The sequence below is a fragment of the Devosia honganensis genome (genome assembly GCF_042648785.1).
Lineage (GTDB): Bacteria > Pseudomonadota > Alphaproteobacteria > Rhizobiales > Devosiaceae > Devosia > Devosia honganensis.
Genome location: NZ_JBHRYD010000005.1, coordinates 240,280 through 261,726, shown reverse-complemented (window position 1 = coordinate 261,726; position 21,447 = coordinate 240,280). Strand labels below are relative to the sequence as shown.

Annotated in this window: 22 protein-coding genes; 5 read left to right on the top strand and 17 right to left on the bottom strand. The window is 64.0% G+C overall.

What is annotated here, in order from left to right:
* The first annotated feature begins 22 nt into the window (after positions 1-22).
* From ACFOOL_RS08145 to ACFOOL_RS08135, 3 genes are read left to right on the top strand one after another with little or no spacing between them, the layout of a single operon-like run.
* Positions 23-928 (top strand): carbohydrate ABC transporter permease, encoded by a 906-nt coding sequence (locus ACFOOL_RS08145; protein WP_380096602.1) that lies wholly within the window; start codon positions 23-25, stop codon positions 926-928.
* On the top strand, positions 921-1,796 hold the full coding sequence (locus ACFOOL_RS08140) for a carbohydrate ABC transporter permease (protein WP_380096459.1): 876 nt from the start codon (positions 921-923) through the stop codon (positions 1,794-1,796). The genes ACFOOL_RS08145 and ACFOOL_RS08140 overlap by 8 nt, the downstream gene beginning before the upstream one ends.
* Before the next feature lie 15 nt (positions 1,797-1,811).
* Entirely contained in the window at positions 1,812-2,873 is a 1,062-nt protein-coding gene (locus tag ACFOOL_RS08135) for an ABC transporter ATP-binding protein (protein WP_380096458.1), read from the top strand.
* A 14-nt stretch (positions 2,874-2,887) separates the two neighbouring features.
* Here the strand turns inward: ACFOOL_RS08135 and ACFOOL_RS08130 are convergent, their stop codons facing one another.
* From ACFOOL_RS08130 to ACFOOL_RS08100, 7 genes are all read right to left on the bottom strand, one after another.
* Positions 2,888-4,165, bottom strand: a complete 1,278-nt coding sequence (locus tag ACFOOL_RS08130; protein ID WP_380096457.1) for a D-tagatose-bisphosphate aldolase, class II, non-catalytic subunit — start codon at positions 4,163-4,165, stop codon at positions 2,888-2,890.
* Positions 4,162-5,160, bottom strand: a complete 999-nt coding sequence (locus tag ACFOOL_RS08125; protein ID WP_380096456.1) for a tagatose kinase — start codon at positions 5,158-5,160, stop codon at positions 4,162-4,164. Before ACFOOL_RS08125 ends, ACFOOL_RS08130 begins: the two co-directional genes overlap by 4 nt.
* Entirely contained in the window at positions 5,129-6,337 is a 1,209-nt protein-coding gene (locus ACFOOL_RS08120; RefSeq protein WP_380096455.1) for an ROK family transcriptional regulator, read from the bottom strand. Before ACFOOL_RS08120 ends, ACFOOL_RS08125 begins: the two co-directional genes overlap by 32 nt.
* Before the next feature lie 99 nt (positions 6,338-6,436).
* Entirely contained in the window at positions 6,437-7,444 is a 1,008-nt protein-coding gene (locus ACFOOL_RS08115) for a substrate-binding domain-containing protein (RefSeq protein ID WP_380096601.1), read from the bottom strand.
* Between the two features lie 60 nt (positions 7,445-7,504).
* Positions 7,505-8,482: an ABC transporter permease gene (locus tag ACFOOL_RS08110; protein ID WP_380096454.1), complete on the bottom strand. Its 978-nt coding sequence runs from the start codon at positions 8,480-8,482 to the stop codon at positions 7,505-7,507.
* A 14-nt stretch (positions 8,483-8,496) separates the two neighbouring features.
* Positions 8,497-10,038 (bottom strand): sugar ABC transporter ATP-binding protein, encoded by a 1,542-nt coding sequence (locus tag ACFOOL_RS08105; protein WP_380096453.1) that lies wholly within the window; start codon positions 10,036-10,038, stop codon positions 8,497-8,499.
* 210 nt (positions 10,039-10,248) lie between these two features.
* On the bottom strand, positions 10,249-11,133 hold the full coding sequence (locus tag ACFOOL_RS08100; RefSeq protein ID WP_380096452.1) for a sugar phosphate isomerase/epimerase family protein: 885 nt from the start codon (positions 11,131-11,133) through the stop codon (positions 10,249-10,251).
* A 175-nt stretch (positions 11,134-11,308) separates the two neighbouring features.
* On the opposite strand from ACFOOL_RS08100, the gene ACFOOL_RS08095 reads away from it, so the two are divergent.
* A complete protein-coding gene (locus ACFOOL_RS08095; protein WP_380096451.1) occupies positions 11,309-12,070 on the top strand; it encodes a GolD/DthD family dehydrogenase in 762 nt (253 codons plus the stop codon).
* 22 nt (positions 12,071-12,092) lie between these two features.
* Positions 12,093-12,821, top strand: coding sequence for an SDR family oxidoreductase (locus tag ACFOOL_RS08090; RefSeq protein ID WP_380096450.1), 729 nt, complete (start codon positions 12,093-12,095; stop codon positions 12,819-12,821).
* A 113-nt stretch (positions 12,822-12,934) separates the two neighbouring features.
* Here ACFOOL_RS08090 and ACFOOL_RS08085 read toward each other — a convergent pair whose 3' ends face one another.
* From ACFOOL_RS08085 to ACFOOL_RS08040, 10 genes are all read right to left on the bottom strand, one after another.
* A complete protein-coding gene (locus ACFOOL_RS08085) occupies positions 12,935-13,258 on the bottom strand; it encodes a hypothetical protein (RefSeq protein WP_380096449.1) in 324 nt (107 codons plus the stop codon).
* Between the two features lie 66 nt (positions 13,259-13,324).
* Positions 13,325-13,927 carry a hypothetical protein gene (locus tag ACFOOL_RS08080; protein ID WP_380096448.1) on the bottom strand — a complete coding sequence of 201 codons (603 nt, stop codon included), beginning with the start codon at positions 13,925-13,927 and terminating at the stop codon, positions 13,325-13,327.
* Between the two features lie 134 nt (positions 13,928-14,061).
* Complete coding sequence (locus ACFOOL_RS08075; RefSeq protein ID WP_380096447.1) at positions 14,062-14,811, bottom strand: hypothetical protein; 750 nt, start codon at positions 14,809-14,811, stop codon at positions 14,062-14,064.
* Positions 14,808-15,383, bottom strand: coding sequence for an RNA polymerase sigma factor (locus ACFOOL_RS08070; RefSeq protein WP_380096446.1), 576 nt, complete (start codon positions 15,381-15,383; stop codon positions 14,808-14,810). Before ACFOOL_RS08070 ends, ACFOOL_RS08075 begins: the two co-directional genes overlap by 4 nt.
* A gap of 123 nt (positions 15,384-15,506) precedes the next feature.
* The gene (locus tag ACFOOL_RS08065; protein WP_380096445.1) at positions 15,507-16,295 is read right to left on the bottom strand and encodes an ATP-binding cassette domain-containing protein; all 789 of its coding nucleotides are present in this window, start codon (positions 16,293-16,295) and stop codon (positions 15,507-15,509) included.
* A gap of 1 nt (position 16,296) precedes the next feature.
* The gene (locus tag ACFOOL_RS08060) at positions 16,297-17,430 is read right to left on the bottom strand and encodes an ABC transporter permease (RefSeq protein ID WP_380096444.1); all 1,134 of its coding nucleotides are present in this window, start codon (positions 17,428-17,430) and stop codon (positions 16,297-16,299) included.
* Positions 17,431-17,502: 72 nt separating this feature from the next.
* Positions 17,503-18,414, bottom strand: coding sequence for a sugar ABC transporter substrate-binding protein (locus ACFOOL_RS08055; RefSeq protein WP_380096443.1), 912 nt, complete (start codon positions 18,412-18,414; stop codon positions 17,503-17,505).
* 47 nt (positions 18,415-18,461) lie between these two features.
* On the bottom strand, positions 18,462-19,256 hold the full coding sequence (locus ACFOOL_RS08050; protein ID WP_380096442.1) for an SDR family oxidoreductase: 795 nt from the start codon (positions 19,254-19,256) through the stop codon (positions 18,462-18,464).
* Positions 19,253-20,272 (bottom strand): inositol 2-dehydrogenase, encoded by a 1,020-nt coding sequence (iolG, locus tag ACFOOL_RS08045; RefSeq protein WP_380096441.1) that lies wholly within the window; start codon positions 20,270-20,272, stop codon positions 19,253-19,255. Before iolG ends, ACFOOL_RS08050 begins: the two co-directional genes overlap by 4 nt.
* Positions 20,269-21,447 (bottom strand): Gfo/Idh/MocA family protein, encoded by a 1,179-nt coding sequence (locus ACFOOL_RS08040; protein ID WP_380096440.1) that lies wholly within the window; start codon positions 21,445-21,447, stop codon positions 20,269-20,271. The genes iolG and ACFOOL_RS08040 overlap by 4 nt, the downstream gene beginning before the upstream one ends.

The window sequence follows — 21,447 nt, the reverse complement described above, 5'->3', positions numbered from 1 at the left end:
TTCCGCCCTCCAAGTGCCCGCTATCCCCAAGCGTGCTTCCGGCGCCAGGCGACGCGGCCGGCGCCAGGTGCGCGGCACATGGCCGGTGCTGGTGCTGTTCCTGCCGCCAGCCCTGCTGCTCTTTACCGTCTTCGTCATCCTGCCCATGGGCGAGGCGGCCTGGTATTCGCTCTACAACTGGAACGGCTATGGGCTGCCTACCCAGTGGATCGGCCTGCGCAATTACGAGCTGATCTTCAATAATGGCGCCTTCCGCCAGGCCCTTATCAATAACGGGCTCATCATTCTCGTCTCGCTGGTGGTGCAGGTGCCGCTGGCGCTGTGGCTCGCGACGCTGGTGACCCACCGCATCAAGGGCGCAGTGATGTTCCGGCTGCTGTTCTTCCTGCCCTATGTGCTGGCAGATGTCGCCGCCGGCATGATCTGGCGTTTCGTCTATGATGGGCAGTTCGGCCTCGTCGCCGGCGTTTTCGGCGCGCTGGGCATGGAAGCGCCCTTCTGGCTCGCGGACCGCGACGTGGCCTTCTATGCCGTGCTCGGCGTCATCGTATGGAAATATTTCGGCTTCCACATGATGCTCTTCGTCGCCGGCCTCCAGGGCATCGACAAGAGCGTCCTGGAAGCCGCCGATATCGACGGGGCCACCGGCTGGCAGAAATTCTTCCGCGTCACCCTGCCGCTGCTGGGCTCCACGGTACGCCTCTCGGTCTTTTTCGCCGTGGTGGGCTCGCTGCAACTGTTCGACATGATCATGCCGCTGACCGGCGGGGGGCCGTCCAACTCCACCCAGACCATGGTGACTTTCCTCTACACCTTCGGCGTGATGCGCATGCAGGTCGGGTTCGGCTCCGCTGTCGGCGTTGTGCTGTTCGTCATCTGCGTCACCCTCGCCCTCGGCTACAAGCGGATCTTCATGAAAAATGACTGATATTGCAGCTCCGATCGACGCCGCGACCGGCCCCTCGGGCGGACGCAAGGAAGCGTTCTCCACCAAGGTCTATCTCTATACGAGCCTGATCCTGGTCACGGCCATCGTCATCGTGCCGCTGATCACCACGGCCCTTGGTGGCTTCAAGACGCTGGGCGAATTGCGCGGCAATCCATTCGGTCTTCCCTCCGTCTGGCAATGGGAGAATTACGGCGGCATCCTGTTCAGCCAGCGCTACTGGCTGCAAATGGGCAATTCGCTGCTCATCGCCGCGCTGACGGTGTTCCTGACCCTGTCGCTGTCGGCCATGGCCGCCTTCACCTTCGCCCATGTCAAATTCTTCGGCTCGGGCTTCCTGCTCAACTATTTCCTCATCGGGCTGATGTTCCCCGCCGCCACGGCCATCCTGCCGCTCTTCATCCGCATTCGCGACCTGGGGCTGCTCGACACCTATTGGGGCGTGGTCCTGCCACAAGCCGCCTTCGGCCTGGGCATGAGCATCCTGCTGTTCCGCAATTTCTTCCGTAACCTGCCCAGCGAACTGTTCGACGCCGCCTTCGTCGACGGCGCCGGCTATATGCGCTTTTTCTGGAGCATCACCCTGCCGCTGAGCCGTCCCATCATCGCGACGGTGGGCATCATCTCCTTCGTGGGAAGCTGGAACAGCTATATCCTGCCGCTGATCCTGCTCAATTCCGAGAGCAAATATCCCTGGCCGCTGGGCATCATGGTCTATCGTGGCGAATTCTCGACCGATTGGCAGCTCATCCTGGCCTTCATCACGCTGACCATCCTGCCCACGGTCATCGTCTTCTTCGCCGCGCAGAAACATATCATCGCCGGGCTCACCGCGGGCGCCGTCAAATAGGTTGGGAGAACAGCAATGGCTGGTCTGGAGCTCAGAAACATCGCCAAGAGCTATGGCGCCGTCTCGGTGATCGAGGGCATCAATCTCTCCGTCGAGGATGGTGAATTCGTCGCCCTGGTCGGGCCTTCGGGTTGCGGCAAGTCCACCATATTGCGCATGGTGGCGGGACTGGAGGACATCACCGACGGCGAGATCGCCATCGGCGACCGCGTGGTCAACGACCTCACCCCGCGCGAGCGCAATATCGCCATGGTGTTCCAGTCCTACGCGCTCTATCCGCATATGAGCGTTTACAAGAACATGGCGTTCAATCTTGAACTATCGGGCAAGCCCAAGGCCGAAATCCGGGAGCGCGTCCTGCAGGCGGCCCGCATGCTCGAGCTGGAGTCGCTGCTCGAGCGCAAGCCGAGCCAGCTTTCGGGCGGCCAGCGCCAGCGCGTCGCCATGGGGCGCGCCGTGGTGCGCGACCCGGCGGTGTTCCTATTCGACGAACCGCTCTCCAATCTCGACGCCAAATTGCGCGTGCAGATGCGCAGCGAGATCAAGGCGCTGCACAAGAAGGTCGGCGTCACCTCCATCTACGTCACCCACGACCAGGTCGAGGCGATGACGCTGGCCGACCGCGTCGTCGTGCTCAATCATGGCGTCATCCAGCAGGAAGGCTCTCCCATGGAGCTTTATCGCCGCCCGGCCAATCTGTTCGTCGCCGGCTTCATCGGCTCACCGGCGATGAATTTCTTCGATGCGGCTGTCAAGGGCGACACCGCCCTCACCGCCGGCGGCATCGGCTTTCCGTTTGAGCCCGCGGAAACGGTGAGCGAAGGCCAGAAGATCGTCGTCGGCGTCCGTCCCGAACACTTCCAGACCGGCTCGGGCCCCCATGCGGGCGAGGTCACCTTCGTCGAGCCCACCGGCGGCCAGACCTTCGTGACCCTCGATCTGGGCGGCCATCCCGCCATGGTGTTGGTGTCGAGCGAGGAGGACATCGATCCCGGCACCAGGCTCACCGTCTCCGCCCCCATCGGGCGCACCTATGTCTTCGATGCGGAAACGGGCCGGCGCATCAGCAAGAACTGATTGCCGGCCGGGGCTCAGCCCTCGACGGCCGCCTGATAAAGCTCGATCTGGCGCTGCACCGCCAGGATAAGCAGGGTTCGCGCGTCGCGCGGGCCGACATAATCAAACGTCGCGGCCCGCGAACCGCCGAGATATTGGCCGATCAGCGGCACCGGAATGTCCTCAGCCCCCAAAGCGGTCATCAGGCGCTCGACGGCGGCGGCGGCATCGGCGTGCGGCCAGTAATAGCGGATGCGGTCCGAGAGGCTGAAATGGCGCTGGAGATATTGCTGGGCCGGGGTGCCCGGGTAGTATTTCTCCCAGAACGAGGGCTGGTCCAGCATGGTCCTCTCCATGACCGCCGATACGGCCTGGTCCGGGGTGATAAGACCAAGTTGCAGGCCGATCTGGTCGAGCCCGTAAAGCGCCTCGCGCAGGGCGAAGGTCAGGGCCGGGCCGACCTTGAGGATGACAAAACCGTCCCGGACCAATTCGGACAGGGCCCTGCCCGGCTGGTAATCGGTGGAATGAGCCTCGAACACTATTCCAGGCAGCTCCGAAAGCGAGGAGACGAGGGGTCTGGCCTTTTCGGGATCGTAAACGATCAGGTCGTCATTACCGAATTCCACGCCCGGCTGGACGACGATGGCGATGACGCGGGAGAGGGCAGCGGCGAGGCCCCGTTCGAGGAAGGCATGCCGGTGCACCTCGACGGTCTGGCGCGCTGCCTCCGGACGGGTGACTTCGACATGATCGAGCGCTTCCAGCGCACCGCCGGGGATCGGCACTTCCGTGCCGACGACATAGACGGGCGCGGGCAGGCCGAGCGGCAGGGCGGCTTCGGCCGCAGCGGCGAGATCGGCGGCGCGGTAGGCGGTAAGATGATCGGAAAGCGCCACCGGCTCGCCCTGGCATCCCATGCTGGTATCGAGATGCAGCTTGGCAAAGCCGGCACGCGCATAGGCGGCGATCATCACCCGGGCGCGTTCCATGGCCTCTTCGGCGGGCAGGTGTTTCCATGGATTGGGGCCGAGATGATCGCCGCCCAGGATCAGACGGGAGAGCGGGAACCCGACATCCCCGGCGATCCGCTCGACGAAGCGGCGGAAATCGGCTGGATTCATTCCGGTATAGCCGCCCTCCTGATTGACCTGGTTGCAGGTCGCCTCGATGAGAACCGGCCGATCGCGACGGAGGCCGTCGCGCAGGGCCGCCTCGATGACGAGCGGGTGCGCCGAGCAGACCGAAACGATGCCGGAGCGCGTACCGGCGGCATAATGGCGGGGAAGATCGAGCAGGAATTCTACACTCATGCGACCGGCTCCGCGCTGGCGATGAAATCATCAAGCTGATCCGTGGAGGAAACGCCTTCCATCGGTCCCTTTTTGGTGACGGCGAGCGCCCCCGCCGCATTGGCGCGCAAAAGCGCCTCCGCCGGATCGCGGCCGGCCAGCCAGCCGGCGACAAAAGTGGCACCGAAACAATCCCCCGCCCCGGTAGGGTCGACCTCCGTAACACGGAAACCGGGGGCGGAAATGTCTTCGTCGGCGCTGACATAGCGCGCGCCGGCAGAGCCATGCTTGAGGACGATCGCCTTGAGGCCCCGCCCCAGCAATTGGGCCAGCGCGGCGGCTTCGTCCGGCGCGTCAGCAAATAGCAGCAATTCGTCGCCGCTGGGCAGGAACAGGTCGGTGCCGGCAAGCACAAGATCCAGCGCGGCGCGCATTTCGGGAAAGCCGAGCATCTCCTTGCGGATATTGGGGTCGAAGGAGACGGTGCCGCCCCGGCCCTTGATCTCGTCCAGCGCGAAGAGCACCGCCTCGATGATGGCGGGAGACGAGAGCGACGAGCCCATGACGTGCAGATGCCCCGCCGCGGCGATGACGGCGCGGGCCTCCGGCGTCAGCCCGATATGCCCGTTGGCGCTGTGACGGATATTGAAGACGAAATCGCGGTCGCCCGATTCCCGGTAGCGGACGAAAGCGCTGCCGGTGACGGCATCCTCGTGGACACGGATGGCCGAGACGTCGACGCCGTCTTTGCGCAGGCGCTCGATATTGAGCCAGCCGAAATCGTCGTCGCCCACGCAGGATACCATGGCGCAGGGATGTCCCTGGCGGGCCAACTGGTCGATAAAGATGGCCGGAGCGCCGGAGGGAAAGGGGCCGATCAGCTCGATAGGCTCGCGAAAGCCGTCGCCGGGATGCACGGCCATGATTTCCACGACGATCTCGCCGATCGTCACTACCTTGCTTGTCACGATGATTTCCAGCCTTTCAGACCGATGCGGAGGCGGGTTGCTCGCCATGATGCAGCACTTTCTCGTCCACCGAGAACATCTGCTGGTGCATCAGCATGGCACCGCCCAGGGAGGGCGCATCCACGCCAAGTGACGAGACACGGATTTCGGGCATGCGGAAGCCTTCGAGAAACTCGTTGCGCATGGTGGCGACGACCTCGTCGGCCACCGCCTCGAAGACCGGAGCGACCGAACCGCCCAGCACGATGGCGCCGGGATTGAGGATGCTGGTGATCTGGGTCATGCCCAGGGCCAGTTTCTGCCCCCAGTCATGAGCCGTCTTCATGGCCAGGGCCTCGCCCTCGCGGATGGCGGCGAGCAGGTCCTCGAAGCTGCTTTTGGGATCGGCGCCATGCCAGTGATAGCGCGCCAGTATGGCGTCCTTGCCCACGAAGCTTTCCATGTGACCAGGCCTGGTGCGGCCACGGAAAAAACCTTCGCCGCCCAGGACGATCTGGCCGAACTCGGCGGCGTGGCCGAACGAGCCGCGGAACAACTTGCCGCCTACCACGATGCCGCCGCCGACGCCGTTCTCGATAAGCAGGAACGCCTTGGTATCGGTGCGGGTGGAGTGGTCCCTGTAAGTCTCTGCAATTCCGAAGGCATTGGCGTCGTTCTCGATGACAATGGGGATGTCTTCGCCGAACTGGCCCAGCAACAGCGCGCGCAGCGGTACGTTCTGCCATCCGAGCAGCAGCCCGTTGACGACGACGCCCTTATGGTCGAGCAGGGCCGGAAGGGTGACGCAGAGACCGCGGATCTCCCCCAGGCCGCGAATCCTGGCGATGGTCTCGCGGATCATCGCGATGATGGTGCCGATGCTCTCGTCGGAGGCGCGCTCGGCGGTAGGGAAATCCACGCTCTGCCGGTGAAGCAGCGTGGCGGACAGGTCGACCGCGACGACGCCGAGGCGGTCGACGCCGATTTCGGCACCGATAAAGGTGCCGCCGGCGGGATTGAGTTCGATAGCGATCCCCGGACGGCCGGTGCGGGTTTCGGTGCGCTCGAGGTCGGCGCGCTCCACCACCAGCTCGTCAGCGGCCAGATTGGCGATGATATTGCCCATGCTGGAGCGATTCAGGCCCAGTTCGCGCGCCAGCGCCGCCCGGCTCATGCCGCCCCGATGGAACAGGACGTTGAGCGCGCGCAATTCGTTCAGATATCGGATCGACTGGGGTGTGGCCATCTGGAAATTCTAAGGTTTGCGGAACGAACAATAATCATCGGGCCAGCAATGTTAAGAGCGGAGGCGGCCGGTGGCCGCCTCCTTACCCGGGAGGGTATTTCAGGCGCCTTCGCGAAGCGCCAGCAGTTCGTCGACATTATCCGCAGTCACGGGCACCCACGGCACGGAATATTGCTGCTCGGTGCCGTCGCCCCATTCGAGGGAGCCGCCATTGACGTCCCAGATTTCGGCACGCGGCTCATAGCTGTCGCCCTGCGCGGCGGCGGCCGCCAGATCGATCGCGCCCTGGGCCAGCGCATTGGCATCCTGCAGGGTAGACATCATCTCGCCGCGCTGGACAGCCAGCAGGGCATCGGTGATGCCGTCAACGCCCGCGACCGGCACATTGGCCGGGTCGAGGCCATAGGCCTTGACAGCCTCGAGCGCGCCGATGGCCATTTCGTCGTTCTCGGCAATGACGCCCTGGATATTACCGCCATTGGAGATCAGCCAGTTTTCCACCAGCGTCAGGGCTTCGGCCCGCGACCAGTTGGCGGTGCGGGTCTCGACCACGTTGATACCGGGATATTCGGCCAGGACCTTCTGGATGCCCTCGAGGCGCTGGACCTGGGCCGACTGGCCGATCATGCCTTCGACGATGACGACATTGCCTTCGCCGTCAAGGCGCTCGATCACCGAGCGGGCGAGCATCTCGCCGGCGACGACGTCATTGGAGCTGATATAGGACTGGTAGAGGTCGGTATCGCTGATCAGCGTGTTGGAGCCGATCACCGGCACCCCCGCCTCCATGGCGCGCGCCACCGGATCATTGCCGGCATTGATGTCGACCGGGATGAAGATGATGGCGTCATAGCCTTCATTGATCGCGGTATCGAATTGGTTGGACTGGTTGAACGGGTCCATACGGCCATCGAGAATGGTCAGCTCGATGGTGCCGTCCTGGACCAGCGGGTGCCGCTCGGCGGCGTTGGCCCAGAGCACATTGAACTCGGTGTCCAGGCTCTGGACGATGGCGGCGACCCGCAGGTCGGCGGCCTGGGCAGCATTTGCTGCCAGAGCGCTGACGCCGAGAATGGCGGCCAGGGCGATACGGCGGTTGACGGACATTGCCATGAAAGTTCCTCCTATGATGGCAGTGCAGATTACGGCCCACTGGGGGCGGGAATGTCAGGACTGGGCGTGTCGGGAGCGGTCGATCAGCACGGCAGCCACGATGATGGCGCCCTTGACGATCTGCTGGTAGTAGGACGACACCCCCAGCAGATCGAGGCCGTTGCCGATGACGCCGATGATCAGCACGCCCACGAGGGTGAAGACCACCGAACCGACGCCGCCCACGAGGCTGGTGCCGCCGATGACCACCGCGGCGATGGCATCGAGTTCGTAGCCGAGGCCGGCCTGGGGCAGCGCGGACGTGGTGCGGGCGGTGAGGATCGCTCCGGCGAAACCGGCCAGCGCTCCCATGATGGCATAGGCCGAGAAGGTGACGCTGCGGGTGGGAATGCCACTGGTGCGTGCACTGCGCACATTGCCGCCCACCGCATAAATCCAGCGCCCGTAAATGGTGAAGCGCAGGACGATCCAGGCGAGGACGAACACCAGGGCGAAACAGATCACCGGCACCGGAATGCCGGCGACGAAGCCCTGGCCGAGCCAGCGGAAATCCGGGCTGAGATTGGGCACCGGGCGGCCATCGCTCAAGAGCAGGGTGGCGCCGCGGGCCATGGACAGCATGCCCAGCGTGGCGACGAAGGCCGTCACCTTGAACCGGGCCACCAGCACCCCGTTGACGGCCCCGAACAGGGCGCCGACGCCGATGGCGGCCGCCACGGCGAGGAAGGGATTGCCGGGGTCGGCGCCGGTCACCAGCATGCCTGCGACAATGCCCGCAAAGGCCAGGATCGAGCCGATGGACAGATCGATGCCCCCGCTCAGGATCACGAAGGTCATGCCGACAGCGAGGATTCCGTTGATGGATACCTGGCGCAGCACATTGGTGATGTTGCCGGTGGACAGGAAATTCGGATGGGCGAGGGAGAGCGCCACAAACAGGATAACGAACGCCAGGACGATGCCGTAGCGCGACAGCAGGCGGCCGATGCGGGCATTGCGACTGTCATTGGACTTTTGAGCGAGATCGACCATATGTTTGCCTCGGTTCAACTGGCGAGATGGACCAGGGCTTCCTGGGTCGCTTCGGCAGCGGTCAGTTCGCCGGCGATACGACCCGAGCGGAACACCACGATCCGGTCGGCATTGGCCAGGATTTCTGGGATTTCGGACGAGATCATCAGCACCGAATTGCCACGGGCTGCGAAGTCCGAAAGGAAAGCGTAGATTTCACGCTTGGCACCTTCATCGATGCCGCGCGTCGGCTCGTCGCAGATCAGCACTTGCGGATCGGTTTCGATGCAGCGGGCGAACACCACCTTCTGCTGGTTGCCGCCACTGAGATTCTGCACCGCCAGATCGCTGGATGCGGTGCGGATGTGGAAGCGCTCGATCTGGCCGGCGACCGCCTTGTGTTCCTGCTGCGCCTTCATGAAGCCGAAGCTGGAAAAGCGCTTGAGCGCTCCCATGACGATATTGTCATGCACCGAGGCGGGCAGGACCAGGCCCGTGCCCTTGCGGTCCTCGGTAACCATGGCGATGCCTACGCGCAGCGCGTCGGATGGATGGTGGATATCGAGCTTTTTGCCGTGCAGATAGACCTCGCCACTATCCTTGGGCCCGTTGCCGTAGAGCGCGTTGGCGAACTCGCTGCGGCCGGCGCCCATCAGGCCGTAGAGGCCCAGGATCTCACCTTTGGCGATAGACAGGGAAATATCGCTGAACACGCTGCCATGAGAAAATCCGCGCGCTTCCAGAACCGTCTCGCTGGCCTCGCGCGGGGGGCGCGGGCCATGGTCGCGCAGGTCGCGTCCAACGATGAGGCCGATCAGCCGCTGGCGGTCGATATCGGCGATGGCGCCGGTTTCGATGAACCGGCCATCGCGGAACACCGTATAGCTATCGGCGATGGAGAAGATGTCCGTCAGCCGGTGCGAGACATAAATGATACCGACATTCTGTGCCTGCAGCGACCGGATGGCGTCGAAGAAGGTCTCGGTCTCCTTCTCGCCGATGGCGGATGTGGGCTCGTCCATGATCAGCACCTGGCTTTCGCGGCTGATCGCCTTGGCGATCTCCACCAGTTGCATCTGGGCGACGGTGAGGTCGCGCATCATCGCGGTCGGATCGATCCTGAATTTGAGCCGCTCGAACAGCGCCCGGGCGTCGGCGACCATCCTGGCGCTGTCGGTGAACCACCCGCCCCGGCGCGGCTCACGGCCGAGATAGATGTTCTCGGCCACGCTCATGTCCAGAACCGGGCTCAGTTCCTGGGTGATGATGGCGATGCCGTCATCCAGCGCCTCGGCGGCGGAGGCGTAGCTGACCAACCGGCCATTGCGCATCATCTTGCCGCCATCGGCGCGCAGCAGCCCCATCAGGATGTTGAGGAAGGTGGACTTGCCCGCGCCATTGCCGCCACACAGGGCATGGACACTGCCGGCGCGCAACTGAATGCGCCCATCGGTCAGGGCCGGCACGCCGTTGAAGGCCTTGGAAATGCCGGTAGCCGCAAGCAGCACGGACGAATCCGCGGCGTAGCCCGCCTTGGCTAGGTCAGGCCCCTCGCGCCCCTGAAGAGCATTTTGCATGACGTCCTCCCGAACTTAGCTTTTTTGCCTTATTATGTTCGTTGTGAAACCAAACATATTAGAAGCGAAATCGGCTGTCAAGCGACAGGCCGAGCCGGCTGGTTAGGCTGGGCTTGGCGGGACCGCCAGACCCCGCGCCCCTCCAAGGAGAGGCCGGGATTTCAACAACCCCGACCGCGCTTTCTGCCCGGCCTTCGCGCCGGCCCCGGATCAAGCCGATCGGGTGATCTGCGCCTTACGCCGTGCCTCGTCGTAGCCAGCCTCGATGAAGGCCTTGGCCAGGCGCGCCACTTCGACATTGTCGACCCAGGTGTCGCGCCAGATGCCGCAGGTGATCGACAGATCCTCATCGACCACCTCGGTGGAGAAGGATTCGAAGGTGACGTAGTCGTCATAGCCCATCTCGACCAAGGCATCGAACACGGCCGGGAAGTCGATATTTCCGGTGCCCAGATAGCCGCGGTAGTTTTCCCCGATATGGAAATAGCCGAGCTTCTTGCCGGCGAGTTTCAGCGCAGCGGGCGTATCGGTTTCCTCGATATTCATGTGGAAGGTATCGAGATGCAGGAAGACGTTGTCCGAGCCGGTCGCCTCGATATAGGCCAGGCCCTGAGCGGTGGTGTTGATCAGATTGCTCTCGAACCTATTTACCACTTCGAGGTTCATCGACACGCCGGCGCCCTTGGCGCGCTCGGCCACCCGCGCCATCACGTCGACGCTGTTCTGCCAGCCCTTTTTCGTGGGCATGCGGAAATATTTGGTATGGGCCGAGAAGATGATGCCGCCAAGCTTTTCGCCGCCCAGGTCGCGCGTCACCTTGACGGCGTCGTCCAGCACCTGCTCGCCGCGCTTGACGCTGTCCGCATCCTCGCTGGAAATATCGCTGTCGAGCGGCAGCCCCATGGTCACGACAACCTTGAGCTTGTAGCCCTCGAGACGCTTGGCGAGCCAGGCGACGTCGAACCTGGACGGATCGAGGCGCGGGAACTCGATGAGGCCATAGCCCAGCTTGGCGGATTTCTCCATGGCCCCTTCGAGGTCTTCCTGGGTGGTGCCGCCGGTCCAGACGAAGGAATGAATGCCGAGCGTTTTCATGTCTTGATGATCCTGTGATCGTTGCCTTTTGAGAGGTCGGGCGCTGGCGCCGACTGGCTTCCTCTCCTCCCGCCAGTCTTTTGTTTGCATTAGCAGCAAACAAACTTGCAGACAAGATGCGCCCGGTGTAGGTGTGAGCCAATCGCGACGCAGACCCGAAAGCGGGAGGAGAAGCATGAAAATCAGCCAATTCGCCGAGGCGACCGACCTCACCGGCAAGGTGGTGGTGGTGACCGGCGCCGCCGGGGGAATCGGCCGCGCCATGGCCCGCGCCTTTCACGAGAGCGGTGCCAGCCTGGCGCTGACCGACCGCAATGACGGGCATGTGGACCTGGCTCGCGCGCTCGGCGAGCGCCATCGCTCCTGGACGTTCGACGCCACCGACGAAACCGCCATCGCCACCTTCGCCGACGAGGTGCGCCAGCATTTCGGCCGCATTGACGTCCTCGTCAACAATGCAGGCATCGGCCTTCTGGCGCCGGCCGAAAAACTCGACATCGCCGATTGGGACCTGACCATCAAGGTCAATCTGCGCGCTCCCTATCTTTTCGCTCGCGCCTGCGCGCCGGCCATGTTGGAGGCCGGCTGGGGCCGTATCATCACGATTTCCTCGCAGGCCGCCGTGATCGGTATCGACGAGCACGTGGCCTATAGCGCCAGCAAGGCAGGTCTTCTGGGCATGACCAATTGCCTGGCGCTCGAATGGGGCCCGCGCGGCGTCACCGCCAACTGCATCTCGCCCACCGTGGTCGAAACCGAACTGGCCAAGGTCGGCTGGTCCGGCGAGAAGGGCGAGCGCGCCCGCGCCGAAATTCCCACGCGCCGCTTTGCGCAGCCCGAGGAGATCGCCCTAGCCTCAGTGTTCCTGGCCAGCGATGCCGCGGCCATGATCAACGGCGCCAATCTCATCATCGATGGCGGCTTCACCATCCGCTGAGTCATTTCCACAGGAGGACAGATTGGCACAATCCATTTCCGGCCGCGTCGCGGTCATCACCGGCGCGAGTTCGGGCATCGGCCGCGCCGCCGCGCGGGCACTGGCTGCCGAGGGCGCAAAGCTCGCCCTCGTCGCGCGCTCGACCGAGAGGCTCGAGGCGCTGAAGGCCGAATTGGGCGGCGACACGCTGGTGGTTCCCGCCGACCTGACGCGTGCCGCCGATGTCGATGGCGCCATCAGGACCATCAGCGAGCATTTCGGACATATCGACATCCTGTTCGCCAACGCCGGCAGCTATGTCACCGGCAATGTCGCCGAGGGCGATGCCGACGAATTCGACGCCGTCATCGCCGTCAATGTGAACGCCGTCTTCCGTATGGTCCGCGCCGCCCTGCCGGGCATGATTGCGCGCCGCAACGGCGACATCGTGGTGACCAGCTCGATTTCGGGCCATCAGGCCATTCACTGGGAGCCGGTCTACAGCGCCACCAAACATGCCGTGCAATCCTTCGTGCACGGAGTGCGCCGGCAGGTGGCCCCCCACAATGTGCGAGTGGGTGCGCTTGCGCCGGGAATCGTGCTGAACGAACTCTGGGGCCTGACCGACCAGGCGGAAATCGAGCGGCGCGTGGCCGCCCATGAAGGCCTACGCTGCGAGGACGTGGCGGACGCTCTCGTCTTCATGCTCACCCGCCCGGCCAACGCCACCATCCGCGACCTGGTCATCCTGCCGCAGAACCAGGACATCTAAGGCTGCGCGAAGGCTCGCCCCTTCGTCTCCCTCCCCCTGTGGGGAGGGACCGAGGGTGGGGGTCTTGCCCGGCAAGCCGCTGCTTCATCGGGAAAGCCGATAGCGCCCCTGCCCTAACAACTCCCCAGAATGTCATCCACCCGCAAAACGCCGCCTTCAAAGCCGCCGGCGACCAGCAGGCAGTCGAAGTCTTTCCAGGCCCGGGAGAGCTCGCGCTGGTGCGCCGGGGTGCCGGTCATGGGGGGCAGTTCATCGCCCGACCACAGGAGGCGTGCCGGATCGGCGCCGTCCGGGGCAGGTTCGGCGATGCCACGCCACGGGCATGGCGCCATATAGCAGAGAATCCCGGTCCGACCCACTTGCAACTGCGTCGCGTCAGCTTGGGCCGGCACCATGGAGGCGAAGACGAGCAGAAGCGCGGCGAGAGATCTTTTCATGGATGGCTCTCCAAAAATACCTTCTGCCCGTTTGACGCTGTCACGCCGCCAAAGCTTGGCCACCGCTTATTGGGCGATGGAGATTTCCGGCAGGGGCTGTGCCGTGAGGGCACTGATCGCCTCGGAGCGCAGCGCCCCCAGCCCGCTCATGAATTGCGTAGCGCCGTCCTGCCCGTAACCGCGCCGGCTGACGGCGAACAGCATCACGCCCTCGCTGCCGGGCAGCGCCGCGTAACGATAGGCATTCCATTCCACCACGACGGGATCGACGGAAAGGTCGCTGACCACGAAATCGAGCAGCACCTCGCCCGAGGCTTCGTTCTGCATGATCTGGTGGTTGACGACCGGGTCGGTTCCCTTCCGTGCGTCAAGGCTCTGCACCTGCAACGCCGCCGCCTGAATCGGGGTGATGGCGCCCACCACGGTTTCGATCAGGATCATCTCGGAATAGGTCTCGACCGTCTGACCCTGCGGTACATATTCCTGCTTGATGTAGTCCGGATTCGGCCTCGACGTCCACGACAGCACATAGTCCTGCTCCTGGAACGAAATGGGCCCGGGCACACCGAGCATATCGTCGGCCTGCTGCGCTAGGGCCGGCGCCACCAGCAGGGCCGAAGCGACAATGAGGGCCATCATTCTCGAGGCGGAAGTCACGGCAGGTGTCATGGCAATGTCCTTTGCGCAGAAATTGGAGAGGAGCGATCGGTTCCGGCCGATCCCACTCGTTGAATATGACGCCTCGGGGCGAGCCGATCTTGGTCGGCAATGAAATTTTCTCGGCGCCCGATGCGTTGCGTCCGTCACGGCGCGCCCTCCTCCAGCCGGGCGATCGCCGCCGCGCGGTCCGGGGCATCCCTGATCGCAAGGGAAAGCGTGTCGGCGTGCCGATAGCCCTCCCCCGCAGCGGTGAAGACGTCCCAATGCTGGTCCGCGCCGATGAAGCCGGACCGAACCAGCAGCATCGGCACCGTTTCGTCCGCAGCGGTGTGCCAGAAGGCGTCGCTGAGCGTCAGGGTTTCCGCGCCGTTTCGGGGGAATAGGGCAATCTGCCGCTCGGCGCCGTCCACCACTAGATAGAGCGCCACCTCTTGCGGCCCCGTGCGCAGGGCCAGCGTCACGCCGCCGAAATCGTAGCGCTCGATATCGATCTCACCCCCCCGGCTTAGCGTGGTTGGGCTGGCCATCGGCCGCGGTACCGCCCCCATGCGCTGGCTGAAACCGTCGGCTATCGGCTCGGGCGGGACGGGCGCCTCCATTTCCGCCATGGCGTCGGCGGGCGGCATGACCTCGGGTGGGCGCACCAGCGGCACCACGACGAGAGCGGCGATGGCGGCGAGGCCGATGGCCGATGCCGGCCGCAGCCAATATGCGCCCGCAAGCCAGCTTGCAAAACGTGGCGGACGCGCCTTGCCCGATGACGCCGCCCTGGCCTCTTCCTGGGCGAAAAGGCGCGTACTGGCCGCCACCGCCGCCGCCTGCCTGGCCGGGTCGGGCTGGGGCGTGTCCAGCCCGGAGAGGCGCTCGAACGGGTCCTGATCCTTCTGGGTCATAATTTGTCCTTGAGGGCCTTGCGGGCGTTGTGGATGTGCCAGCTCACCGTCACCGCCTTGCACCCCATCACCTCGGCGGCCTCCGCATGGCTCATCTGTTCGCCGTGCACCAGCAACACCGCATCGCGCTGGCCGGAGGGCAGTTCCCGTACGAGGCGCCACAAATCCGCCAGCGCCAGGGCATCCTCCTGCGTTGGCAGGATCGCTTCGGAAGCTCCCACCGAAACCGCCGAGACGAGGCGGCGGCGGCGCTGTTCGGACCGTTGCAGATCGCGCACGGCATTGAGCGTGATCCGGTATAGCCAGGTGGAGAAACTGGCGCGCCAATCATAGCTTTTCAAGGCGGTCGCCAGCCGCATGCAGACGGTTTGGGCCACGTCTTCGGCATCGCTGCGGTCCCCCGACCAGCGAAAGGCGGTCCGGAAGATAAAGGCATATTGCCCGGCCACCAGCCTTTCGAATGCCGGCACGCTGCCCGCCTGGGCGAGCCGCACCAGTTCGGCGGTCTCGCCACCGTTGGGATCGAAAGCCGGTCGCCCGGGCGCGCCCTCAATGCTGTTCAGTGCATCCATGAAAACTCGATAACCGCATGCGTTCAACCTATAAAGGTCGCCTGCAAACAAATACAGCATCGAGATTCCACCGAAATCGGGACTTTTCGAGGTCGCGATTTCCAGGTCGGCGCCGAGCGGCGGTCACCCGGCCTTGATGTCGGCAAGCTCCTTTTCGAGGTCGCGGATTTCGATACCGCCCGCCATGAGATGCCGGATATCGGCACCGGCCAGCTCTTCCCGGGTCCCCTTGCCGATGACCTCCCCCAGCGCCAGGAAGGTAAAGCGGTCGGCCACCAGCTTGGAGTGGACCTCGTTGTGGGTAATGAAGATGATCGCGATATCGCCGCGGGCGCGCACCCGCATCATCGTCTTGAGCACCTCCATCTGCTGCTTCTGGCCCAGCGCCGAGGTGGGCTCGTCCAAGATCAGCACCTTGGCGCCGAAATAGATGGCCCGGGCGATAGCCAGGGTCTGTCGCTGCCCCCCCGACATGGTGCCCACCGCCTGTTGCGGATCCGATATGTCGATGCCGATCTTGATCATCTCTTCATGGGTGATCCGGTCCATCTCCTTCATGCGCAGCAGGCCGAAGGGCTTTATCCCCTGATAGAGTTCGCGCCCCATGAAGAAATTCCGGGTCACGCTCATCAGGGGATTGAGGGCCAGGTCCTGATAGACGGTACCGATCCCGGCTTTGCTGGCATCGCGGGGCGATCGGAAGGTAGTCGGCTGACCATCGACGTAAATCCGGCCTTCACTTGGTGGATGAACGCCGGACAGCAGACGGATCAGCGTCGACTTGCCGGCACCGTTGTCGCCAAGCAGGGCGTGGACCTCACCGGCATAGACTTCGAGGTCGATGCCGTTGAGCGCCGTGAAGGGACCGAAGCGCTTGACCAGTTTCTCCGTGCGTATGACGGGCGTCGGCATGTCAGAGCCCTCCGGTAATGCGCTTGCGAACGCTTTCATTGAGGAAGACGGCAGCCAGCAGCACGGCGCCGACGAAGACGCGATAATAGCTGCCGTCGATGGCGGGGATGAAAAAGACCGCGTTGGCGACGAGACCGAAGGTGATGGCTCCGAAAACAACGCCGAGCACCGAGCCGAACCCGCCGGTCATCAGCGTACCGCCGACCACCGCGATCGCTATGGCCTCCAATTCCTTGAGATTGCCCTTGGCCGCGTCGGCGGTGTTGGTCTCGAAAACCTGACAGGCGGCGAAGATCGTGGCGGCGAACGCGGTGAACATGAACAGCGAGATGCGCACCTTGTCCACGGGGACCCCGTTGGCGCGCGCACTTTCGCGATTGTCACCGGTGGCGAAAATCCAGTTTCCGGCCTGGGTCTTGGACAAGACGAACCAGGCGCCGATGGCAATGGCGATCCACCAAAAGACGCGCGCATCGAACCCCGTCACCCACTGCGCGCCGACACGGTTCACATTGCCGCCGAGCCAGAACCAGACATCATAGAACCAGCCGAAGGCCTGCCCGCCGAAGATGCCGGCGAACCAGCTTTCCAGCTTGTAGTCCGGCAGGCCGGAAATCTGCGTCGAATTATTGATCACCCGGAAGCTGACTTCGGTGGCACCCCGCAGGAAGAACAGAAAGGCCAGCGTGACGATGAAGCTCGAAAGACCCGATTTCACGACGATGAAGCCGATCAGCCAGCCAATCCCCAAAGTCATGACGAGGGTGAGAGCAAAGGCGGTGAACGGGGTCGCCTCGCCCAGGCCAAACGGCAATCCCCATTTCAGCATCATCGTCATCGCCATGCCGGCAAAGCCGATCATCGAGCCGATCGACAGATCGAACTCTCCGGCGATCATGAGAAGACAGGCAGCGGTGGCGATGATGCCGAACTGGGAGATCACCGACAGATTGTTCTTGAGGCCGAGCGGGTTGAAGGCATTGCCATTGCTGGAAAAGGCGATGGCGAGGATGACCAGCATCATGACCGCGAACGCCCCCACTTCCGGACGCCTGGTCAGTTTCCTCAGCGTCCCGCCGGCCTTCAGGCGGTCACGCTCCGTTCTTCCGGCCGCGGCCGGCGTGGTTTGAGCCATGTCGGGTCTCCCTCCCTTGCGGGGCGGCCTGCGCCGGCCACCCCATTCTTGTGCTTCTTCGGAACGTCGCGCCTAGCGCGTGACGCCCGCCTGCGCTTCCACCTCTTCGGCATTGGTAGCGTCGACGAAGCCGGGCCCGGACGGAATATTGGCACCGGGCAGCATGTGGGCGTTGGTGTTGTAGAGGTGCATCACCACCAGCGGCAGATATCCCTGAAGATATTGCTGCTGGTCGATGGTGAAGGCGACGCGTCCCTCCTTGATCAGATTGATCACGCCCGGGGTGAGGTCGAAACAGGCCAGATTGACCCCTACCCCCACCTCCTCGACGGCATCGGCGGCGGCCTCGCAAACATGCGGGCCGACGGCCAGCAGGGCATCGATTTCCGGATCGGCCTGCAAGGCTGCGGCGGTGCGCGTCTTGATCTGGGCGACGTCGTTGGAGACGTCGATCATGTTGAGATCCTGCCCGAGCGCCTCGAAATAGCCTTCGCAGCGATCGACCAATTGGGCGTTGAAAGCCTCATGGTTCAGGCACAGCGCCTTGGACGCGCCTTCGAGTTCCGCCCGCTCGCCCGCCGCAACACCGGCGGCCCGTTCGGGCTGGCCGATATGCATGAGCGCCCCGACCTCCTGATAGTGCTCGAGGCCGGAATTGATGGTGATCACCGGAATGCCGGAATCGACGGCGGCCTTTATGGCCGGCCCGAGCGCCGCCGCATCGGGCAGCGAGACGACGATGCCATCGGGCTGGTTGGCAGCGGCGGATTCGATCAGCCGGGCCATGTCGGCCATATCGCCCGAAGGGGCGAACAGATATTCGAAGTCGGCGCCGATGGCCTCGGCGGCATCGCGGCCTCCCCTCTCGACCACCGGCCAGAACGGATCGGTACCCTGGGTATGCGTGATCATGACGTAGCTTTCGGCGAATGCGGAGCCGGTCATGGCGCAAAGCGCAGTCGTTGCGAGCAGTAGTTTCCTCATAGGTTCCTCCCTTGTCTGAGGTGCCCCGAAGGGCGGGCATCGGGGGTCTATTCGGGATAAGACCCCGCAATGTTCTGGTCGTAGTCGATCAGCGCGCCGGTCATGACGCCGGCTTGGGCGCTGAGCAGATAGCTGGCTAGGCCGGCAAGTTCGTGCGGCTTGCACAACTGACCCATGGGCTGATTGGCTTCCGCCCGTTCCAGCCAGCCATCCGTGGCGCCGTGATATCGACGCTGAGTGATGTCCTCGCCGGGCGTATCCATCCACCCCGGCAGGATGGCATTGCAGCGGATTTTATCAAAGCGATACGCATTGGCGACGTTCTTCGTGAGCGTTGCGAGCGCCCCCTTGGAAGCGGAGTAGGGAGCGAGATAAGACTGGCCGCAATGGACGCATTGCGACAGGATATTGACGATGGCCCCGCCGCCGCCCTCGGCCTGCCGATGCTTGACGAAGCCCTGCATCAGGAAAAACGGCGCACGGGCATTGGTGTCGAACATCCGATCCCACAATTCCGGGGTGGTGTCGGTCAGCGTACCGCGGGCGCCCAGGGCAGCGGCGTTGACGAGGGCGTTCACCGCGCCGAAGCGGGAGATCGCCGCATCGATCAGGGCGAGACATGCCTCGACATCCTGCAGATCGATGGCGGTGAACCCCGCATCGGCACCCATGGCCGCCAGTTCGGCCACGGCCTTTTCACCCTTTTCCCGGTCCCGGCCGGCCAGCATGAGCTTGCGGCAGCCTTCGGCCACCAACTGCCTTGCAATCGCCAGGCCAACCCCTTGCGCTCCCCCGGTTATGACGGCGCTGGTATCGCCATGCCGGGTATTGAGATCGCTCATTTCGAAAACTCCTGATCCGGACCCGTCAGGATGATGGTCTTCCCCTGCGCGAGGGAGGTGGTGGCAGCTTCGGCCAGATAGGCGGCCATCAATCCGTCGATGGCGTTGACCGGCATGTCCCTGCCTTCCCGCGCACAATCGATGAACAGGCGGATTTCCTCCGTATAGGAGGGCCCATAGCGCTCCATGAAGAATTCGAGGATCGGCGCGGCGGTGCCGGGCGCCTCCCGGGTGAAGGCAGTGAATCCCGATTGGCGGGGGTTGTCGGAAAGCAGCATGCCTTTTTCTCCGAACGCCTCGATGCGTTGATCGAAACCGAAGGCGCAACGGCGGGAATTGAGGATGGTGACGATAGTGCCGTCTTCAGCCAGCATGGTGACGCTCGCCGTGTCGACATCCCCCAGCCTGCCGACTTCCGGATCGATGATCGAGGAGCCATGCGCGGTTACCGAAACCATCGGCTTGCCCACGATGGACCGGGCCATGTCGAAATCGTGGATCATCATGTCCCGGAACAGGCCGCCGGAACGCGGTATGTATTCCAGGGGCGGGGGAAATGGATCGCGGCTGGTGATGGTGAGTTGCTCGAGCCGGCCGATGCGCCCGGCATGGACCCCTTCGCGCACCGCAGCATGACCACGATCGAAGCGCCGGTTGAAGCCGAGGAAGACCTTGCGGGCCGCGGCTTCGCCTATGGCGGCGACGAATTTCCGGCTCGCCTCGTAGCTGGAGGCGAGGGGCTTTTCGCACAATACCGGCTTGCCGGTCCGCACCGCCTCGAGCAAGAGCTCGACATGGGTATCGGACGAGGTCGCGATCATGATCGCATCGGCGGCAGGATCGGCCATGGCCTCGGCCGCCGTGGCGGCGACGCGTGCACCGGTGTTCCGGGCCAGGGAGCAGGCGGCCTCCTCGATCGGATCGTAAATCGTGGCGACCTGAGCGCCAGCGGCGGCAATGGAGGCGGCATGTACCCTTGCCATGCGCCCGGCCCCCACGAGCGCTATGCCGGTCATGCGACTTCTCCGATCCTGACGCGCCTGTCCTCGAAGGCCGAGCGCTCCATAGCCGCGATGATCCGCTGGTTTTCCCAGCCGAAGCGGAAATCCGGGAAGCAGCCCTCCCGGCCCATGACACCATGGATCAGGTCGTGCACTTCGATGACCTTCACATCGAAATAGCCGAGCCCGCCGCCGGCAAAATCGAAGCCGAAAAATCCGCCGAACTGCTCGACCTGGCTTCCCGCCAGCAGGGTCTTGAAACCGCGGTCATGCTTCTGGTCGCCGTAACGGGCGATCTTGAGTTCGTTGAAGCGCTCCCCATCCATAACGATCGTGCCCTCCGTGCCGGAGATTTCCCAGTAGACACCGAAGATCTTGCCCGCGGCAATACGCGACGATTCGATGGTTCCGCCGGCGCCATTGGCAAACTGCACCAGTGACTGGAACTGATCCTCGTTTTCCACCTCCAAGCGCTGCCCTCCCAGGTCGGCGCTGGCCCCATAACCGGAGCCGCCGCCCGCCGCGGGGCGCGTCTTGAAGAAGGTCTGTTGCTGTGCCGAAACGCTTTCGATATCGCCCATGAGAAACTGGGCCACGCTGATCACGTGCGAGCCCAGATCGCCCAGCGACCCGGAGCCCGCCTGCTCCCGCGAGCAACGCCAACTCCAGGGCATTTCGGGGTCGTTGAAAAACCCCTGATCGAACCACCCGCGAAAGCGGGTCGGCGTGCCGATATCGCCCCGCTCGATAAGCTGCCGGGCCAGCAAGGCGGCCGGGGTCTTGATATTGTTGAAGGCCATCATGGTCTTGACGCCCCGGCGTTCGGCCGCCTCGAGAAGGGCCGTGGCGTCCTCCAGCTTCACCGTCAGCGGCTTTTCGCAATAGACATGCTTGCCTGCCGCGATGGCCGCCAGCGCCATTTCGGCATGCATCGCATTGGGCGTGGTTATGTCCACGATGTCGATTTCAGGGTCGGCGATCATCGCACGCCAATCGGACGTCGCTCTGGCAAAGCCGAACCGCGCCGCCGCCGCATCCGCCAGTTCCTGCGTGGCATCGGCCAGGGTATGCATCACCGGTATCGCCGGCAGATCGCGGTAGAGGAGCGCGGCGCGCCGGAAGGCGTCGGCATGCGCCTGCCCCATGAAGCCCGATCCGATCAGGCCGATATTGAGGGATTTGCGTTTCAT

Excerpts from the sequence above, each read along its gene's own strand:
- ACFOOL_RS08050 (WP_380096442.1), bottom strand. The coding sequence starts at position 19,256 with ATGAGCGATCTCAATACCCGGCATGGCGATACCAGCGCCGTCATAACC.
- ACFOOL_RS08115 (WP_380096601.1), bottom strand. The coding sequence starts at position 7,444 with ATGTCCGTCAACCGCCGTATCGCCCTGGCCGCCATTCTCGGCGTCAGC.
- ACFOOL_RS08060 (WP_380096444.1), bottom strand. The coding sequence starts at position 17,430 with ATGGCTCAAACCACGCCGGCCGCGGCCGGAAGAACGGAGCGTGACCGC.
- ACFOOL_RS08135 (WP_380096458.1), top strand. The coding sequence starts at position 1,812 with ATGGCTGGTCTGGAGCTCAGAAACATCGCCAAGAGCTATGGCGCCGTC.
- ACFOOL_RS08065 (WP_380096445.1), bottom strand. The coding sequence starts at position 16,295 with ATGCCGACGCCCGTCATACGCACGGAGAAACTGGTCAAGCGCTTCGGT.
- ACFOOL_RS08130 (WP_380096457.1), bottom strand. The coding sequence starts at position 4,165 with ATGAGTGTAGAATTCCTGCTCGATCTTCCCCGCCATTATGCCGCCGGT.
- ACFOOL_RS08075 (WP_380096447.1), bottom strand. The coding sequence starts at position 14,811 with ATGACCCAGAAGGATCAGGACCCGTTCGAGCGCCTCTCCGGGCTGGAC.
- ACFOOL_RS08085 (WP_380096449.1), bottom strand. The coding sequence starts at position 13,258 with ATGAAAAGATCTCTCGCCGCGCTTCTGCTCGTCTTCGCCTCCATGGTG.
- iolG (WP_380096441.1), bottom strand. The coding sequence starts at position 20,272 with ATGACCGGCATAGCGCTCGTGGGGGCCGGGCGCATGGCAAGGGTACAT.
- ACFOOL_RS08110 (WP_380096454.1), bottom strand. The coding sequence starts at position 8,482 with ATGGTCGATCTCGCTCAAAAGTCCAATGACAGTCGCAATGCCCGCATC.
- ACFOOL_RS08040 (WP_380096440.1), bottom strand. The coding sequence starts at position 21,447 with ATGAAACGCAAATCCCTCAATATCGGCCTGATCGGATCGGGCTTCATG.
- ACFOOL_RS08055 (WP_380096443.1), bottom strand. The coding sequence starts at position 18,414 with ATGAGGAAACTACTGCTCGCAACGACTGCGCTTTGCGCCATGACCGGC.
- ACFOOL_RS08140 (WP_380096459.1), top strand. The coding sequence starts at position 921 with ATGACTGATATTGCAGCTCCGATCGACGCCGCGACCGGCCCCTCGGGC.
- ACFOOL_RS08080 (WP_380096448.1), bottom strand. The coding sequence starts at position 13,927 with ATGACACCTGCCGTGACTTCCGCCTCGAGAATGATGGCCCTCATTGTC.
- ACFOOL_RS08125 (WP_380096456.1), bottom strand. The coding sequence starts at position 5,160 with ATGGCGAGCAACCCGCCTCCGCATCGGTCTGAAAGGCTGGAAATCATC.
- ACFOOL_RS08105 (WP_380096453.1), bottom strand. The coding sequence starts at position 10,038 with ATGCAAAATGCTCTTCAGGGGCGCGAGGGGCCTGACCTAGCCAAGGCG.
- ACFOOL_RS08095 (WP_380096451.1), top strand. The coding sequence starts at position 11,309 with ATGAAAATCAGCCAATTCGCCGAGGCGACCGACCTCACCGGCAAGGTG.
- ACFOOL_RS08120 (WP_380096455.1), bottom strand. The coding sequence starts at position 6,337 with ATGGCCACACCCCAGTCGATCCGATATCTGAACGAATTGCGCGCGCTC.
- ACFOOL_RS08100 (WP_380096452.1), bottom strand. The coding sequence starts at position 11,133 with ATGAAAACGCTCGGCATTCATTCCTTCGTCTGGACCGGCGGCACCACC.
- ACFOOL_RS08070 (WP_380096446.1), bottom strand. The coding sequence starts at position 15,383 with ATGGATGCACTGAACAGCATTGAGGGCGCGCCCGGGCGACCGGCTTTC.